Genomic DNA, 16252 nt, shown 5'->3' with positions numbered 1-16252 from the left:
GGACGGCACCTCGTCTGTCCATGATGGACAAGCTGCTGCCGGTCTGGATCGCGGTCGCCATGGTCGCCGGGCTGCTGGCCGGCCGTGGGGTTCCCGGGCTGAACACCGCGCTGTCGGCGGTGCAAGTGGACGGGATTTCGCTGCCGATCGCGCTCGGGCTGCTGGTGATGATGTACCCGGTGCTGGCGAAGGTCCGCTATGACCGGCTCGGCACCGTCACCCGCGACCGGCGGCTGCTGTGGCCGTCCCTGGTCCTGAACTGGATCATCGGCCCGGCGCTGATGTTCGCGCTGGCGTGGGTGCTGCTGCCGGACCTGCCGGAGTACCGGACCGGGCTGATCATCGTCGGCCTCGCGCGGTGCATCGCGATGGTGATCATCTGGAACGACCTCGCGTGCGGCGACCGCGAAGCCGCCGCCGTGCTGGTCGCGTTGAACTCGGTGTTCCAGGTGGTCGCGTTCGGGCTGCTGGGCTGGTTCTACCTTTCGGTCCTGCCCGGCTGGCTCGGTCTGCCGCAGGCCGACCTGGCGGTGTCCGGGTGGCAGATCGCCAAGAGCGTGCTGATCTTCCTGGGCATCCCGCTGGCCGCGGGATACCTGACCCGCCGCTTCGGTGAACGCGCTCGAGGCCGGGATTGGTACGAGACGCGGTTCCTGCCGAAGATCGGCCCGGCCGCGCTGTACGGACTGCTGTTCACGATCGTGATTCTCTTTGCCCTGCAAGGAGAACAGATCACCGCGCGGCCGCTGGACGTGGTCCGGATCGCCGTGCCGCTGCTGGTCTACTTCGGACTGATGTGGGCCGGCTCCTACGCGTTCGGCAAAGCCGTGGGCCTGAGCTACGAACGCACGACGACGCTCGCGTTCACCGCCGCGGGCAACAACTTCGAACTCGCCATCGCCGTGGCCATCGCGACCTTCGGGGCCGCGAGTGGGCAAGCGCTGGCGGGGGTCGTCGGGCCGCTGATCGAAGTGCCGGTGCTCGTCGCCCTCGTGTACGTGTCCCTTGCGCTGCGGCGCCGCTTCGCCGGGAGCCCTCGATGACTCACAAGCCCGAAGTCCTCTTCGTCTGCGTGCACAACGCCGGCCGCTCCCAGATGGCCGCGGCTCTGCTGGCCCACCACGCCGGCGGCGCGATCGACGTCCGCTCGGCCGGCTCCGCGCCGGCCGACAGCATCAACCCCGCCGTCCGCGAGGCGATGACCGAGCTCGGGCTCGACCTGTCCCGCGAGGTCCCGAAGAAGCTGACGACGGACGCGGTCGAGGCCGCCGACGTGGTGATCACGATGGGCTGCGGCGACGCGTGCCCGATCTTCCCCGGCAAGCGCTACCTGGACTGGCAGCTCGACGACCCCGCGGGCAAGGGAATCGAGGCCATCCGGCCGATCCGCGACGAGATCGACCGCCGGGTGCGGGAGCTGCTCGCCGAGCTTCTGGCCGCGCAGGCGTGAACCGGGCGCGGGTCAGCCGTGTTGTCCCCGGGCGTGGTCCAGCACCGCGCGCGGGTCACCGGGCGAAGCCTCGCCGCGCCACGCGATGTACCCGTCGGGCCTGACCAGGACGTACCGGGCGGCGTAAAGACCGTGCAGGTCCGGCCGGTTGAGCCGGTACCGGGTCAACGGCACGCCGGCCGTCGCTGCGGCCGGTTCCCACTCCGGTGCCGGTGGTGCCGCGATCTCCAGGAGCGTGAAGCCGGGACCGAGCTCGTCCTGGAGTGACCGGTTCCGGCTGAGCCACTGGTGCGGCAGCCGGTTGCCCGGGGCGCCGGACGGCCGGTACTCCGTCCCGGTGGACGCCGGCGCCGGGCCGTCGTCGGGGAGGACGATCGGCGAGCCCGGGTACGCGGTGCCGAGCACGAAACCGAGGGTGTACATCTCGGCGGTCTTGGCCTGCCGGATCAGCTCCGCCGTCTTGGCACGCAGGGCCCGGCCGTCCGGTCCGTCGCCGTCCAACCCCGGCACCGCGAGCTCGCCGGTCAGCACCCGCATGTTCCGCTCGGCCTCGGCGATCGCGCGCCGGGCGATGGGACGGCGTTCGGTCTCGTACGAGTCGAGCAGGTCGTCGCCGGCCCACCCGCGCAAAGCGGCCGTGAGCTTCCAGCCGAGGTCGGCGGCGTCCCCGATGCCCGTGTTGGCACCGAATCCACCCCACGGCGGGTTCTGGTGGGCGGCGTCACCGGCGAGGAAACAGCGGCCGTCCCGGTAGCGGTCGGCCACCAGCATCCGGGCGGTCCAGGGATCGGTCGCGGTGACGGTGATGGGTTCTTCGGCGCCGATCATGCGGTGGACCGCCCGCTCGTACCACGCGGCGTCGGCGTCTTCGCGGGCGTTGATGATGATGGCCCACCACAGGTCGTCGGTGGTCAGCATGCCCATCAGGCCGTTGACTTCGGGGTTGACGACCCAGTACTGCACGGCGCGGCCCAGGCGGTGGCGCGCGGACAGCCCCGGCGCGTCGAAGATCACCTGCACGTTCCGGATCTCGTGGCTCCGCCCGGTCAGCGGGATGCCGCAGGCCCGCCGCACGGCGCTGCGGGCGCCGTCGGCGCCGACCAGGTAGCGGCCCCGCACGACGCGCTCCCGGCCCGCGTCGTCCGTCGCGGTGGCGGTGACGCCGGTGGCGTCCTGCTCGACGCCGGTCAGGGTCCAGCCCCAGCGCGCGCTGACCGTTTCGCGCCGGGTGAGGGTGTCGCGCAAGGCCTCCTCGACGTGGTTCTGCGCGCACCACAGCGCGGGTTCGGCCAGGTCGGGGCGCTGGACGTCGCTGAGGGCGAAGACGCCGTCGAAGCGTTCCAGCCGGTGCCCGGTGAGCGCGGTGCAGAAGACCGCCGAGTCGGACCACCCGAAGGGCAGGCGCGCGTTGCCGCGGACGGCGTCGGCGATGCCGAGGCGCCGGAAGATCTCCATCGAGCGGGGGTTCATCTGCTTGCACCGCGGCGAAGCGAGGCTCGGTTCCGGCCGCGGTTCGAGCAGGACGCAGCCGATACCGCGGGAGCCGAGTTCGTGGGCGAGGGTCAGCCCGACCGGCCCGCCGCCGGCGATGACGACCTCGGTGGTCTCCACGTGCTCGGTGCTGCTCGTCATGGCGAGGCTCCCCGCGGGTCGGCGTGATCGTCATCGCGCAGGGTACGTGAGCGCCGCCGGGGACAGCCAAAGGTAGGAACTCTGCGCTGTCAAGAGCGGCAGCGGATCCTGTCCTGCATTGTCCCATTCGGGCCACAACCCGGGCATCTGCCCGGATCAGGCGGCTATCAGAGTCGAAATCAGGTGTCCCGCAGCGCCGGACTCCGAGCTATATTCATCTGATGTTTGTCCGCTGACCCGCCGGAGATCCCCGATGCGAATCGCCACCGCCGTCGCGCACCTGGTCACCGCCGCAGCCGTTGTCGCGGCTGTCGGCGCCACTCCCGGAAGACCCCCGGACGTCCTCTACGCCGCCCCGTCCGGCCACGGCTCCGCCTGCAGCTCCGCCGTCCCGTGCGACCTCGCCACGGCCCGCGACCGCGTCCGCGGGCTCGTCCCGCGGGCCGCCGGTGACGTCGTCGTCGAACTGCGCGGTGGTACCTACTCGCTGACCACGCCGCTGCGGCTGGGCGTGCAGGACTCCGGCCGGCCGGGACACCGCGTCGTCTACCGCGCGGCGCCCGGCCAGACGCCCGTCTTCAGCGGCGCCCTGAAGGTCGGCGCCTTCCGGAAGACCGACGCCACCAAGAACATCTACCGCGCGCCGGTGCCGAAAGGGACCGCGAGCCGGGAGCTGTTCGTGAACGGCGTCCGCGCGGTGCGCGCCCGCACCGCCCAGGACCCGGGCGGGTTCTCCGTGTCCGCCACCGGGTTCACCACCGCCGACGCGTCCTTCACGTCCTGGACGAACGCCGCCGGGGTCGAGGTCGTCGCCAACAACGGCTGGAAGCAGCTGCGCTGCCCGCTCGCCTCGATCACGCCCGGCGCGTCGGGCGGCTCGGCGCTGACCGTCGACCCCGGGTGCTGGACCAACAACCACACCTCGGTCCCCAACCCCAGCTTCCCGTTCAACGGCGCCGGCCTGCCGAGCCTCGACCGCGTGACCTGGCTCGAAAACGCCTACCAGCTGCTCGGCACCCCCGGCCAGTTCTACCTCGACGGCGACGCCGGGTTCCTCTACTACGTGCCCCGGCCCGGTGAGGACCTCGCGAAGGCCGACGTCGAACTGCCCGTCGCGCCGGAACTGCTCGACCTGGCCGGCACCCCCGGGCACCTCGCGCCGCTCAACGACACCGACTGGCGCGCGACCTACACCGGCAGCTGGAACTACTCCAGCGACCGGCACCTGGGCGACCTGAACGCCGACGTCCACTACACCCAGAACAACGGCGACGCCTTCAGCTACCCCTTCACCGGCACCGGAATCCAGATGCTGACCGAGACGAACTCCGACGAAGGCGACATCGACGTCTACGTCGACGGCGTAAAGAAGCAGACGGTGTCGGCCAAGAGCGGCGAACGCCTCGCGCAGCAGGCCGTCGTCTCGGTCACCGGGCTGGCCAAGGGCAAGCACACCGTCCGCGTGGTCAAGGCCGGGGGCGACTACCTGCTGATCGACGCCGTCACCGTCATCCCCGACGTCGTCGCGCCGGTGCACGACATCGCGTTCGAAGGCATCACCTTCGCCTACACGACCTGGACCGCCCCGAGCACCGCGGGCTACATCGACAACCAGGCCGGGATCCTGTGGGACCCGGCCACCCGGACGCCGACCCGGATCCCCGCCGCCGTGCAGGTGCACCGCGGCGCCCGGATCGCCTTCACCGGCGTGACCGTGCAGCACACCGGGACCAGCGGCATCGACCTCGCCGACCAGACCCAGGACTCGACCGTGTCCGGCAGCTCGATCACCGACCTCGGCGGCAGCGGCGTCGCGGTCGGGGAGGTCGACGACTACTACCAGACCCAGCTGTCGCTGATGACCAGCGGCAACACCGTGGCCGGCAACGTCGTCCAGCGGCCGGGGCAGGAGTACCAGGACGCCGTCGGCGTCTGGGTCGGCCACAGCCGCGGGACCACGCTGTCCCACAACGACATCGGCTACACGCCGTACTCGGGCGTCTCGATCGGCTGGGGCTGGGGCTGGGCGTCGAGCTGCGCGCTGCAGGCCAAGCAGGGCCTGCCCGACCCGTGCCTGCACGGCACGACCTACACCGGCGGCAACCACGTCGTCGGCAACCACGTGCACAGCGTGATGGGCGTGCTGTTCGACGGCGGCCCGATCTACACCCTCGGCGGCCAGGCATCGGGGTCGGAATTCGTCGGCAACGTGCTCGGCGAATGCATCAACGGCTGCAACATGATCTACCACGACGAGGGCAGCTCGCTGTGGAACACCCACGACAACGTGGTGAAGTTCAGCAACGGCTCGCTGTGGCTGAACCTGTGGACGCCGACCATCCACGACGACACCATCCACGGCAACTTCACCGACACCGACCGCTACAACAACAGCGGCACGGACATCGACCTCGAACCGTCCACTGTGGTCACCGACGGCCGCTGGCCGCCCGCGGCCCAGGCGATCATCGACGCGGCCGGGCCGGGCACCCCGCCGGGCAAGGTGCTCGACGACGACGATCTGCGGATCGCCTACACCGGGAGCTGGGCCTCGAGCGGTTCACGCACCTACGGCGACCTCGACGGCGGGGTGCACTACACCCAGCAGGACGGCGATGCGGCGTCGATCACCTTCACCGGGACGGGGATCAGCCTCCTCACCGAGACGAATTCCGACGAAGGGGATATCGCCGTCACGCTCGACGGGGTTGCGAAGGGAACGGTCAGTGCGAACACCGCCCAGCGGCAAACCCGGGTCCCCGTTTATTCGGTGACCGGGCTCGCCGCCGGGCGGCACACGCTGACCGTTTCCAAGAAGAGCGGAACCTATTTCCTGGTGGACGGCTTCCGCATTTCTTGAAGTCAGAAGCCGCCTGAAGTCAGAGCAGCCGCAGGTCGACCGCGTCGGCCATGGCCTGCATGCCGGCTTCGTTCGGGTGGAGGTGATCACCCGAGTCGAAGCCGGCCCGCAGGGCCGCGGGATCGGAGGGGTCTTGCAGCGCCCGGTCGAAGTCGGCGACGCCGTCGAACTGCCCGCTGGTGCGGATCCACGCGTTCGCCGCCTGGCGGATCGCCTCGGCGGGTTCGCTGTAGTAGCCGGCGCCCTTGTCCGGCAGCAGCGTCCCGCCGAGGATCCGCACCCCGGCCGCGTGCGCCTGCCGGATCAGCGCGCGGTAGCCGTCGATCAGCTGCTGCGCGGTGAGCGGCCCGCCGTCCGGGCCGGCGTTGTTCCCGATGTCGTTGATGCCTTCCATGAGGATGACGGTCCGCACGCCGGGCTGCGCCAGCGCGTCGTGGGCGAACCGCTTCAGCGCGCTGACGCCCTGCCAGATGTTCGGCACGTCGGTCAGCACCCGGTTGCCGCCGATCCCGGCGTCGACGACCGCGGCCGGGTGGGACCCGGCCAGCCGGCGCGCGAGGTCGTCGGGCCAGCGGCGGTAGACGCTCGCCGGGGTGTTGTAGCCGTCGGTGATGGAGTCGCCGAAGGTCACCACGGTGCCGGTGGCGGCGGGGGAGACGACGTCCAAACCGGACAGGTAGTACCAGGAAGTCGTGGCGGTGACGTAGTTCCCGTCGTCGGTGTCGGCCGCGTGGTCGCCCGGCTTCGAGAGGTAGGAGACGTCGAAGGCGTCGGAGTGCCAGGTCGCCGAGCTGGTGGCCTGGGGCAGGTACAGGCTCACGAGCAGGTTCTGCTCCGCGCGCACCGGCAGCGCCACCGGGTCGCTGACGACCTCCTGGCCCGCCGGGATCGTCAGCGTTCTCGCGCGCGAGAACGTGACCGTGCGCCGGGATCCCTCGACGGCGGTCGCCTGCCCGGCCTGCAGGGCGAGGCTGACGCCGCCGACGGCGAGAGGGGTGGTGCCGCGCAGGTTCGACAGGTGCACGCGTAGCGCGTCACCGCCGACGCTGGGGTGGACGACCATCCGCAGCGTCCGGTCGGTGAAGTTCGGGCCGCCGATCGTCATGCTCGGCGACCAGGCCGAAATCGGCCGGTGCGCGGAGGAATCGGTTTCCGCGACGGCCGTATTCGTGCTGCCGGAAATCAGGGAAATGATTGTCGCGACGGCAAGGAGTGTCTTCTTCGTCATTACCGGAAATCACCTCTTCGGTGGGGGAGTTCCAGTATTGCCACGCCTTGCCGGAAATGGCCAGACGTATTCAGGGTTCTGGTCGTCCGAAGCGGCCGGTTTCGAGGGCGGCGAGATGTTCGTGCCGGTTTGTCCTGTTGGCCGCGCGGCTTCGAAGATCACTCCAATGGTCGATGGGCGAGGAAAGGCCGCCGGTTACATTTCCCGGTGGCGCCCCGGAATTCCGGCGGCCGCTCGTTCAGGGGGAGGGTCTGCCGTGTCCGGTGGGATCGTGCGCGCTCGAAGATTGTCCGTTTTCCACGGTCTGACGGTTCTGGTCAGCGTGCTCGCGTTGCTCGGCTCCGCCACTGCGGTGGCGGGCGCGGCGCAAAAGCCCGCCGCGCCCGCGCAAGCGGCCCTCGCACCGAAACCGGCGGATTTCGGGCCGGACGCGGCGAAATCCGCCGACCTCGCGGTCGATGGCTACGGCGACGCCCAGGGCTACCACGTCGAACTGGGCCGGGAAGCCGCCGGGTTCGCGTGGCAGGAGGCTGCCCTCATCCACCCGGCCGGGTTCGACGACGGCTCGTGGACCGGCTACCAGTGCGTGTCCGGTGACGGGAAGTACGCCGCGGTCGCGATCCTGCCCGCGTCGGCGGTGAACACCCAGGCCGCGCGCGACCACGGCGCGTTCGCCTACTCCGTCGACCTCGGCACCGGTGCCGTGCGCGCCCTGGCGGGCGGTGTCGGCCTCAAGTACTACTCGCCCGGCTGCGGCACCGGCGACGCCGCGGTGTTCACCGTCGCCCTGGACGGACAGACCCGGCTGCTCACCGCGAACCTGGCCACCGGCCGGATCGACGCGGACGTGACCACACCAGGCCAGATCACCTCCGCTGTCCCGAGCGGCTCCGGCATTGTCGGCGTCACGGGAAACCGGCTGGTTTCCGTTCCCGCCAAGGGGAAACCGGCCGTTCTCGCCACGGTGCCCGGCGACGTCTACGACGTGCGCCCGGCCGCCGACGGCGGTGTCGGCTTCCTGCACGTCAAGCCCGGTACCCGCACCGCGACCGCCGCGCACGAGCACGCCGGCGCGGTCACCACGCTCGGCTCCGGAGACCTGACCCGGCTGCAGTTGTTCCAGGGCCGCGCGGGGCACGCCGTGCTGTCCGGCGCCACCCCGGCGGCTCCTGGCGTCCTGGCCGCCGCGGGGGTGCGCAGCGTCGGCGACGGCGGCCTCGCGCACGGCGCCGAAACGTCTTCTTTGGACGGTGATGTGCTGCTGAGTCCCGACGTCGACGGCCGGAAGCCCGCGCTGCTGGCGACGAAGACCGGCAAGGTACTCGCCCCCGCGGTCCCGGCCACGACCCGGGCCGCCTTCACCGCCGTGCCCACCTATTCCGCCGCGCCGGAGCCCGTGCAGGCGCCGCACGCCGACCGGTTGAGCCCGAAGGCCGATGCGGCCCCGGCGACCGCGAACTCCGCGCAGGCGCAGACGCCGAAGTGCGCGGTGCCGCCGCTGAACGCGAACCGCCAGGTGATGCAGCCGAACCCGGCGCAGGTCAACTGGGCCGTGCAGCTGGCCGAGCAGGGCCTGCTGACCGGAAGCGCTTACACGCGCCCGGCCGGGTTCGGCAACATGGGCCTGGTCGCCTACGCGCCGAACAGCGACTTCCCGCTGATCCCGCTGTCGCACCCGGCGGGTGGCACGAACACGGTGCCGCGGTCGATCTTCGAGGGCATCATGGCCCAGGAGTCGAACTGGTCGCAGGCTTCCTGGCACGCCCCGGCCGGCACGGCGGGTGACCCGCTGATCGCCAGCTACTACGGCGCGGGCGGTGACATCGTGTCGATCAACTACGCCGCTTCCGACTGCGGGTACGGGATCAGCCAGGTCACCGACGGGATGCACATCGGCGACCACGCGCTGTCCGAGCACGGGCAGTGGAAGGTCGCGGTCGACTACCAGGAGAACATCGCCGCCGGGCTGCAGATCCTCGAGACCACCTGGAACCAGCTCTACTCCGCCGGGATCACCGCGAACAACGCCGACCCGCGGTACCTGGAGAACTGGTACTTCGCGGCCTGGGCGTACAACTCCGGTATCCAGCCGAACGCGGCCAACGGCAACACGACCGGCTGCACGCCCGGCCCGTCCTGCACCGGCCCGCACGGCACGTGGGGCCTGGGCTGGACCAACAACCCGGCGAACCTGGACTACCCGCCCAACCGCGACCCGTACCTGCAGGACACCTACGCCGACGCGGCGCACCCGGCGAGCTGGCCGTACCAGGAACGCGTGCTCGGCTGGACGGCGAGCCCGCTGATCCGCTACGGCAGTGCGGCGTATGCGAAGCCGACGTACAACGGCGGGCAGCACTGGGTGCAGCCGGCGCCGTTCACCGCGATGTGTTCGCTGTCGGCCAACCAGTGCGACCCGAACGCCACCAACACGTCCAACCCGGGCGCGAGTCACTGCATGCTGGACGACTTCCAGTGCTGGTGGCACAACCCGGTGACGTGGATTCCCGGCTGTGCCACGACGTGCGCGACCAGTCCGTACGCGGTGTCGGGGGGAAGCGAGCCGGCGAACCCGACGCAGAACCCGCCGACGTGCAGCCAGGACACGGCCAAGGTGCCGAGTGGTTCGATCATCGTCGACGACGAACCGAACCGGCTGAACCTGCAGGGTTGCGGCGCCTCGAACTGGTCGAGCAACGGCACGTTCACCTACACCTACGGCACGAACTCCGCGGGTGACCCGATCGGCGCGATCGACACCCACCAGCTCGGCACCGGCCTCGGCGGGCGTGTTCTGTTCAGCCACACCGAAGACGGCTCGAACCCGGCGCTGATCAACACCGGCGTGTGGACCCCGAACCTGCCGTCGCTGCAGTACTACAAGGTGAAGCTGCACCTGCCCGGCCTCGGCGCGCAGGCCACGAACGTGGTTTACGACATCAACCCCGGCGGCGGTGTCGCGCCGTGGAAGATCCGCGTGAACCAGGCGTGGAACTCCGAGCAGTGGGTCACCATCGGCACGTTCGCGATGACCAACGGCGGCAACGTCACCCTGAACAACAACGGCAGCTCGATCGACAACGGCGGGTTCGGGAACTCGGACTTCGACGTGGCCTTCGACGCCGTCGCTTTCGTCCCGCAAGGCGGCACACCCGGGCAGCCGATCGGCGGCCCGCCGGGTATCCAGGACGCGCCGCGGGGGAGCAACCCCGCGTTCATCGCTTGCGGCTGCGCGAAGCGCACCGCCGGTGACCCCGTCGAGACGTCCACCGGCTACTTCGGGCAGGAGTTCCCGGACCTGGCCACCCCGGGTCGCGGTGCGGCGCTGAACTTCTCGCGCAGTTACGCCGAAGGCATCGCCGACCCCGACGGCCCCGACAAGGCGCTCGCCGCGGACGGCCCCTTCGGCTGGGGCTGGACCTTCTCCTACAACCTGTCGGCGGTCACCGACGGCCCGACCGGCAACGTGACGGTGAAGCAGGAGGACGGCTCGGCCGTCACCTTCCTCGATTCCGGTGGCACGTACACGCCCGCGGCGCCCCGCTTCGACGCAACGCTGGTCAAGACCGGCTCGAACTACGTGTACACCCGGCGCGGCAAGGCCATCTTCACCTTCGACGCCGCGACCGGCCGGCCGACCGCGGAGACGGACCTCGCCGGCAGCAAGGCGTCGCCCGCTTACCAGACGACGCTGGCCTACGACGGTTCCGGTCACCTGTGGACGATCACCGATCCCGGCGGCCGCAAGTACACGCTCACCTGGACCGGCAACCACATCACCGGCCTCGCCGATACCGCCGGCCGCCAGATCACCTACGGCTACGACGGCAACTCCGACCTCACCGACGTCTACGGCGTGGGCACCACCCGCACCCCGGTGCTGAAGGACGACGACCACGCGAAGTACACCTACGACGCCAACCACCTGATGACGTCGATGCGGACGCCGGCGAACTTCGCCGGCCCGGCCGCCGCGGTCACGTCGATGGTCTACGACAGCGCCGAGCGCGTGCACACGCAGACCGACCCGAACGGGCACACCACGACGTTCACCTACGGCCCGGACGGCGGCCTGGCCGCGGGGCAGACCCTGACGACCGACCCGGCCGGGCACAAGAAGCTGGACACGTACCAGAACGGCCTCCTGGTCTCGGAGACCAAGGGGTACGGCACGGCCGACGCCGGCACGACGTCGTACACCTACGACCCGCTCACCCTCGGCGTCAGTACGCAGACCGACCCCGACGGTGGCGTGGAGACCTTCACCTACGACGACCGGGGCAACAAGACGTCGGAGTCGAACGCCCTCGGCTTCACCACGAACTACGTCTACGACGACGCGGGCAACCCCCTGGAGACCATCGACGCGAACGGCGTCGCGACGGTCGACCAATACGACCAGACCGGCCACCTCCCGGCCGGTGCGGCGGGCGTGCTCGACCTGACCTCGACCACCATCACCCGCGCGAACAACGTCGTCGAGTCGACCACCGGCAACTTCGGCCCCGCCCCCGTGCGCACCGCGAACTTCTACTACGACGACGCCGCGCACCCGGCGGACCAGACCCGCGTCGTCGACCCCGACGGCAAGACCACCACGACCGCGTTCGACGCCTTCGGCGACAAGGTCTCCGTGACCGACCCGGCGGGGGACAGGACGCAGTCGGGCTACGACACCGCGACCGGGTGGCTCACCTCCAGCGTCGACGAGAACGGCACCGCAGCGGGCGTCAACCCCGGGTGCACCCCACCGGCGAAGGGCTGCACCAACTACCACCAGGACGCCCACGGCAACGTCACCGCGACGACCGATCCGCTGAACCACACGACATCGGCGACCTTCGACGCCGACGACAACAAGACCTCGACCACCGACGCAGATCACCGCACCACGATCACGACGTTCGACCCGGCGGGGGAGCGGGTCAAGGTCACCCAGCCGGACAACACCACCCAGATCACCGAATACAACCCCGACGGCACCATCGCCGACACCATCGACGGCCTGAACGCGAAGACCACCTACGGTTACGACGGGCAAGGACGCGAAGACTCCCGTACCGACCCGGACAACCGCACCACCAGCTCCCACCCGGACCCGGCAGGGCATGTCCTGACCAGCACCGACGCGCTGGGACGAGTCACGACCATCGGCTACGACCCGGCCGGCGAAACGAAGTCGGTGAAGTACTCCGACGGCGTGACGCCCAATGTCACCTACGGCTATGACCCGGACGGGCACCGGGTGACGATGACCGACGGCACCGGGACGTCGACGTGGACCTACGACGCCTTCGGCGAGGTCATCGCCCAGACCCAGGGCTCCGGCGCCACGGTCGGGTACGGCTACGACGACGACGGCAACCAGACGTCGATCACCTACCCCGGCCAGACCACGCCGGTCCTCCGCACCTTCGACGACGCCGGGCGGCTCAAGACCGTCACCGACTGGAACAGCAACAAGACCACGTTCGGCTACGACAACGACGGTATCCCGAGGACCACGTCCTACCCGAACGGCACCACGGTCACCGACGGCGTCGACGACACCGGCCGGCTGACCTCGACCACGGCCGTCACCGGCACCACGACCGTCCTCTCCGCGACCTACGGCCGCGATCCCATCGGGCAGTTGTCCACCCGGGCGGTCGGGTCCGCGTCGCAGAGCTTCGGGTACAACCCCAAGGAGCAACTGGCTTCGGACGGCTCGGCGAGCTACACGACCGATGCCGCCGACAACCCGACCACCGTCGGCGCCGCCACCCAGGCATTCGACGCGGCCGGACAGCTGTGCTGGTCCCTGCCGAGCGGCACCGCGTCGAACCCCGCCTGCGCCACACCGCCCACCGGTGCCACCGCGGTGACCCACGACGGCATCGGCAACCGGAAGACGGCGGGGCCGGCGGCCTACGCCTACGACCAGGCATCGCGGCTGACCGCGTTCACCGGGCCCGCCACGTCGGCGACCTACCGTTACGACGGCAACGGCCTCAGGGCGTCGAAGACGGTCGGCGGGGTCACGTCGACGTTCGTGTGGGACAACGGCGACACGCCGAACATCCTGACCGACGGGACCGCCGGCTATCTCTACGGGCCCGGGCGGCTGCCGATCGAGCAGATCGGCGGGGCGGCGAGCTCGTGGTTCGTCCACGATCAGATCGGTTCCACGCTCGCCCTGCTCAACAGCGCCGGCGCGGTCGCCGGGAGCTATACATACACGCCCTACGGCGTGGCCGGCTCGGCCGGCAGCGTCAGCACGCCGCTGCGGTACACGGGTCAGTACACCGACAGCGAGTCCGGGCTGGTCTACTTGCGGGCCCGCTACTACGACCCGGCGACGGCGCTGTTCCTCAGCGTCGACCCGCTGCTCGACACGACCCGGACGCCGTACGCGTACGCCGGGGGCAACCCGCTTCTCTACGCCGACCGCACCGGCCTCAGCTTCTGGGACAGCCTCGGGTGGGGTCTCGCGATCGGCGGCGCGATCATCGGCGGCGTCGGCTGCGCGATCCTGGAGCCGTGCGGCGCGATCGTCGCGGCGGGGGTCGGTGTCGCGGAGGTCGGCGTCGCCGCCGTCGGTCTCGGTGCCGCGGCCGGTGCCGGTGCGGCCGTCCTCATGGGCGGCGCGATGTACGCTGCGACCGGCGGCGACGGTGGTCTCGACGACTCGATCCTGCGTGACTGGGACAAGGGCGACAACTACGACGACGACGGCAGGACGACGTCGAAAAGCCGGGAGTACCAGCAGAAAGAAGTGGACGGCGCTTGGAACGAGATCGTCCGGCGGGTGCGGCAGCTCACGGGGAAGACGCTCACCAACGCGGACCGGCGGGCCTGGCACGGAAACATCCACGACCTGGGCGGCCGGTATCAGGAAATCCTGCGAGAAGGACTGCGCATGTTCGGATGTGGTGAATGACTTCGACGGCCGGAGCGGTCAAGGCGCTGGAAGGCATGCGCCTGACCGAGATCAGGCGGATCGTGAACATGGTGGTCGTGGTGTTCCGGCCCGACGACGGGGTCGACCACACGATCCACGCGCAGTGCTCGTTCCGCGCCGTGCACGGTGACGTGATCCTCATCGGTTCGCGTGACATGAACTGGCCCAAGCCCGGCGTCGACCGCGCAGTGGCGTTCGAGGACTTCACCACGATGTACGACGTGCGCTCGGAATCCCTGACGTCGAGTTTCGCCGAGGGCGACTACCGGGTGACCGGAACCGGGATCGGCCCCGGGGGGCTGCTGGCCGTCGAGGCGGTCCACGGTTCGGATTCGATCAGGCTCGAAATCATGCCGGACAGTTCGGGTCCGAAGGTCGAGAGCTGGCGGCTGTTCGCGGTCGGCACTGCCGACGAGCACCATGTGTACCCGCCGGCCGCCGGCCGCGACTGACCACGTCGGCGGCCACCGGGGTCTACCGTCGTCCCGTCCTGACCGCGCGCAGGACGTACGCGTCCAACGCCAGCGGGCGGACGCCGGTCAGCTCGAAGCCCGCGCCGGCCAGCAGCGCGCGGTAGTGGGACTCGGTGCGCTCGCGGCCGCCGACGTTGCAGAGCATGTGGATGTCCCACGGCACCGCCAGCGACGCCGTCCCGCTTTCCGCCGGCAGCAGGCGCTCGACGATCAGGAGCTCGGCGCCGTCCGGCATGCCGGAGGCGCACGTGCTCAGGATGGTGTGGCACCGCTCGTCGTCCCAGTCGTGCAGGACGCGGGACAGCAGGTACACGTCACCGCCGCCGGGGACGGCTTCGGTGAAGTCGCCGGCCACCAGGGTGCAGCGCGTCGCGTGCTTCGCCAGGGCCGGCCCGGCGACGGCCAGGGCCTCCGGGCGGTCCATGAGCACGCCGGTGGTCGCGGGGTGGGCGTCGAGGACGCGTGACAGCAGCGCGCCGTTGCCGCCGGCGACGTCGACGACCACCCGGGCGGCCGAGAAGTCGGCGACGCGGGTGAGCTCGGCGAACATCGCGTTGCTGGCCGCCATCGACCGGTGGAACAGGTCCGCCAGGTCCGGATTCGCGGCCAGGTGGGCGAAGTGGTGCGCGCCGAAGACCTTCGCGAACGACTCCTCGCCGGTGCGGACGGCGTCGGTGAGCGCGGCGAAGGACCGGTAGAACGGGCCGCCGTACATCAGCGCGAGGGCGCTCATGGACCCCTCGACGTCCGAGCGCAGCAGCGCCCCCACCTCGGTGAGCACGTACCCCGCCGCCGTCGCGCGGACGACGCCGAGGGTGGCCAGGTACCGCAGGAGCCGGCCGAGGCTCTCGTGGTCGGTGCCGGTCGCCGCGGCCAGGACGCCGAGGTCGGCGGTCGTGGCCAGGTGGTCCGGCAGGCGCAGCTCGACGGCCGTCGAGACGGCCTGCGTCGCCCAGGCGCCGGTCAGCAGCCCGAGCAGTTCCGTGCCGGGCTCGGAGTCGCGCTGGTGGGCGGCGAGCACCCGCGGGAACTCGCCCGCGCACAGCAGCTCCAGCCGCCGGTAGGCCGGCGCGGGGTGGTGCGCGTCGCGGAAGTACAGCACGGTGGCGTCTTCGTGCCCGTTGTAGCCGCCGCCGTCCGGGCGCAGCTGCCCGGCGATCGCCGCGCGGAGTCCGTCGAGGACGATCGGGTCGGCCCGGGGCACCGCGAGCGCGAAGTGGTCTTCGTGGCCGTGCCGGCGTTCGTCGGCGGCGATGTGGGCCAGGTCCGGCGGCGTGACCAGGACGAAGATCTCCAGCGCGCACGGGCGGCCGGCGTGGTCGGTCACCGGGGCGCGCAGGATGCCGACCGTCAGGTCCACGGCGGGCACGCCGTAGCGGCGGGCGATCCGCTCCCGGACGACGACGCTGTGGCTCATCAGCCCCGTCTCGAGGCCGTGGCGGGCCAGTTCTTCGCCGAGCCCGTCGAGGGTGCTCGGGAAGACGAGCAACCCGACGTGCGAGAAGGGTGCGTGTGCCGCCAACGCCGCCCGTTCGGCGGCGGGCAGCGACGGCAGGGCCGCGGCGAGCACCGAGGCGGTGTCGCTGGTGCGGACGAGGTCCCTCGCCGTGGTGAGGCGGTCGAGGTCCTCGGGGGCGAGCGCGGGGGCGAGCGTCGCGGTCATGGGCAC

At 70.9% G+C, this 16252-nt stretch carries 8 protein-coding genes; 5 read left to right on the top strand and 3 right to left on the bottom strand.

Annotation, left to right across the window (positions count from 1 at the left end):
• The first annotated feature begins 20 nt into the window (after positions 1-20).
• Positions 21-1043 (top strand): ACR3 family arsenite efflux transporter, encoded by a 1023-nt coding sequence (gene arsB / locus QSK39_RS45645; RefSeq protein ID WP_285484355.1) that lies wholly within the window; start codon positions 21-23, stop codon positions 1041-1043.
• Positions 1040-1450: an arsenate reductase/protein-tyrosine-phosphatase family protein gene (locus tag QSK39_RS45640; protein WP_285484063.1), complete on the top strand. Its 411-nt coding sequence runs from the start codon at positions 1040-1042 to the stop codon at positions 1448-1450. Before arsB ends, QSK39_RS45640 begins: the two co-directional genes overlap by 4 nt.
• A gap of 12 nt (positions 1451-1462) precedes the next feature.
• On the opposite strand, the gene QSK39_RS45635 is transcribed toward QSK39_RS45640, so the two are convergent.
• Positions 1463-3082, bottom strand: coding sequence for an FAD-dependent monooxygenase (locus QSK39_RS45635; protein ID WP_285484062.1), 1620 nt, complete (start codon positions 3080-3082; stop codon positions 1463-1465).
• Positions 3083-3335: 253 nt separating this feature from the next.
• Here QSK39_RS45635 and QSK39_RS45630 point away from each other — a divergent pair, with 253 nt between their 5' ends.
• Positions 3336-5942, top strand: a complete 2607-nt coding sequence (locus QSK39_RS45630; protein ID WP_285484061.1) for a hypothetical protein — start codon at positions 3336-3338, stop codon at positions 5940-5942.
• A 19-nt stretch (positions 5943-5961) separates the two neighbouring features.
• On the opposite strand, the gene QSK39_RS45625 is transcribed toward QSK39_RS45630, so the two are convergent.
• On the bottom strand, positions 5962-7170 hold the full coding sequence (locus QSK39_RS45625; RefSeq protein ID WP_285484060.1) for an SGNH/GDSL hydrolase family protein: 1209 nt from the start codon (positions 7168-7170) through the stop codon (positions 5962-5964).
• A gap of 271 nt (positions 7171-7441) precedes the next feature.
• Between QSK39_RS45625 and QSK39_RS45620 the strand changes: the two genes are divergently transcribed.
• Both QSK39_RS45620 and QSK39_RS45615 read left to right on the top strand, forming a co-directional pair.
• Positions 7442-14089 carry an RHS repeat-associated core domain-containing protein gene (locus tag QSK39_RS45620; RefSeq protein ID WP_285484059.1) on the top strand — a complete coding sequence of 2216 codons (6648 nt, stop codon included), beginning with the start codon at positions 7442-7444 and terminating at the stop codon, positions 14087-14089.
• Positions 14086-14562 carry a hypothetical protein gene (locus QSK39_RS45615; RefSeq protein WP_285484058.1) on the top strand — a complete coding sequence of 159 codons (477 nt, stop codon included), beginning with the start codon at positions 14086-14088 and terminating at the stop codon, positions 14560-14562. Before QSK39_RS45620 ends, QSK39_RS45615 begins: the two co-directional genes overlap by 4 nt.
• Positions 14563-14584: 22 nt before the next feature.
• On the opposite strand, the gene QSK39_RS45610 is transcribed toward QSK39_RS45615, so the two are convergent.
• Complete coding sequence (locus tag QSK39_RS45610; RefSeq protein WP_285484057.1) at positions 14585-16246, bottom strand: methyltransferase; 1662 nt, start codon at positions 16244-16246, stop codon at positions 14585-14587.
• Between the last annotated feature and the right edge of the window lie 6 nt (positions 16247-16252).

This window comes from Amycolatopsis sp. NBRC 101858, from assembly GCF_030269325.1.
Lineage (GTDB): Bacteria > Actinomycetota > Actinomycetes > Mycobacteriales > Pseudonocardiaceae > Amycolatopsis > Amycolatopsis ponsaeliensis.
This window is presented reverse-complemented; position numbering and strand designations above follow the sequence as displayed.

Excerpts from the sequence above, each read along its gene's own strand:
- arsB (WP_285484355.1), top strand. The coding sequence starts at position 21 with ATGATGGACAAGCTGCTGCCGGTCTGGATCGCGGTCGCCATGGTCGCC.
- QSK39_RS45640 (WP_285484063.1), top strand. The coding sequence starts at position 1,040 with ATGACTCACAAGCCCGAAGTCCTCTTCGTCTGCGTGCACAACGCCGGC.
- QSK39_RS45635 (WP_285484062.1), bottom strand. The coding sequence starts at position 3,082 with ATGACGAGCAGCACCGAGCACGTGGAGACCACCGAGGTCGTCATCGCC.
- QSK39_RS45630 (WP_285484061.1), top strand. The coding sequence starts at position 3,336 with ATGCGAATCGCCACCGCCGTCGCGCACCTGGTCACCGCCGCAGCCGTT.
- QSK39_RS45625 (WP_285484060.1), bottom strand. The coding sequence starts at position 7,170 with ATGACGAAGAAGACACTCCTTGCCGTCGCGACAATCATTTCCCTGATT.
- QSK39_RS45615 (WP_285484058.1), top strand. The coding sequence starts at position 14,086 with ATGACTTCGACGGCCGGAGCGGTCAAGGCGCTGGAAGGCATGCGCCTG.
- QSK39_RS45610 (WP_285484057.1), bottom strand. The coding sequence starts at position 16,246 with ATGACCGCGACGCTCGCCCCCGCGCTCGCCCCCGAGGACCTCGACCGC.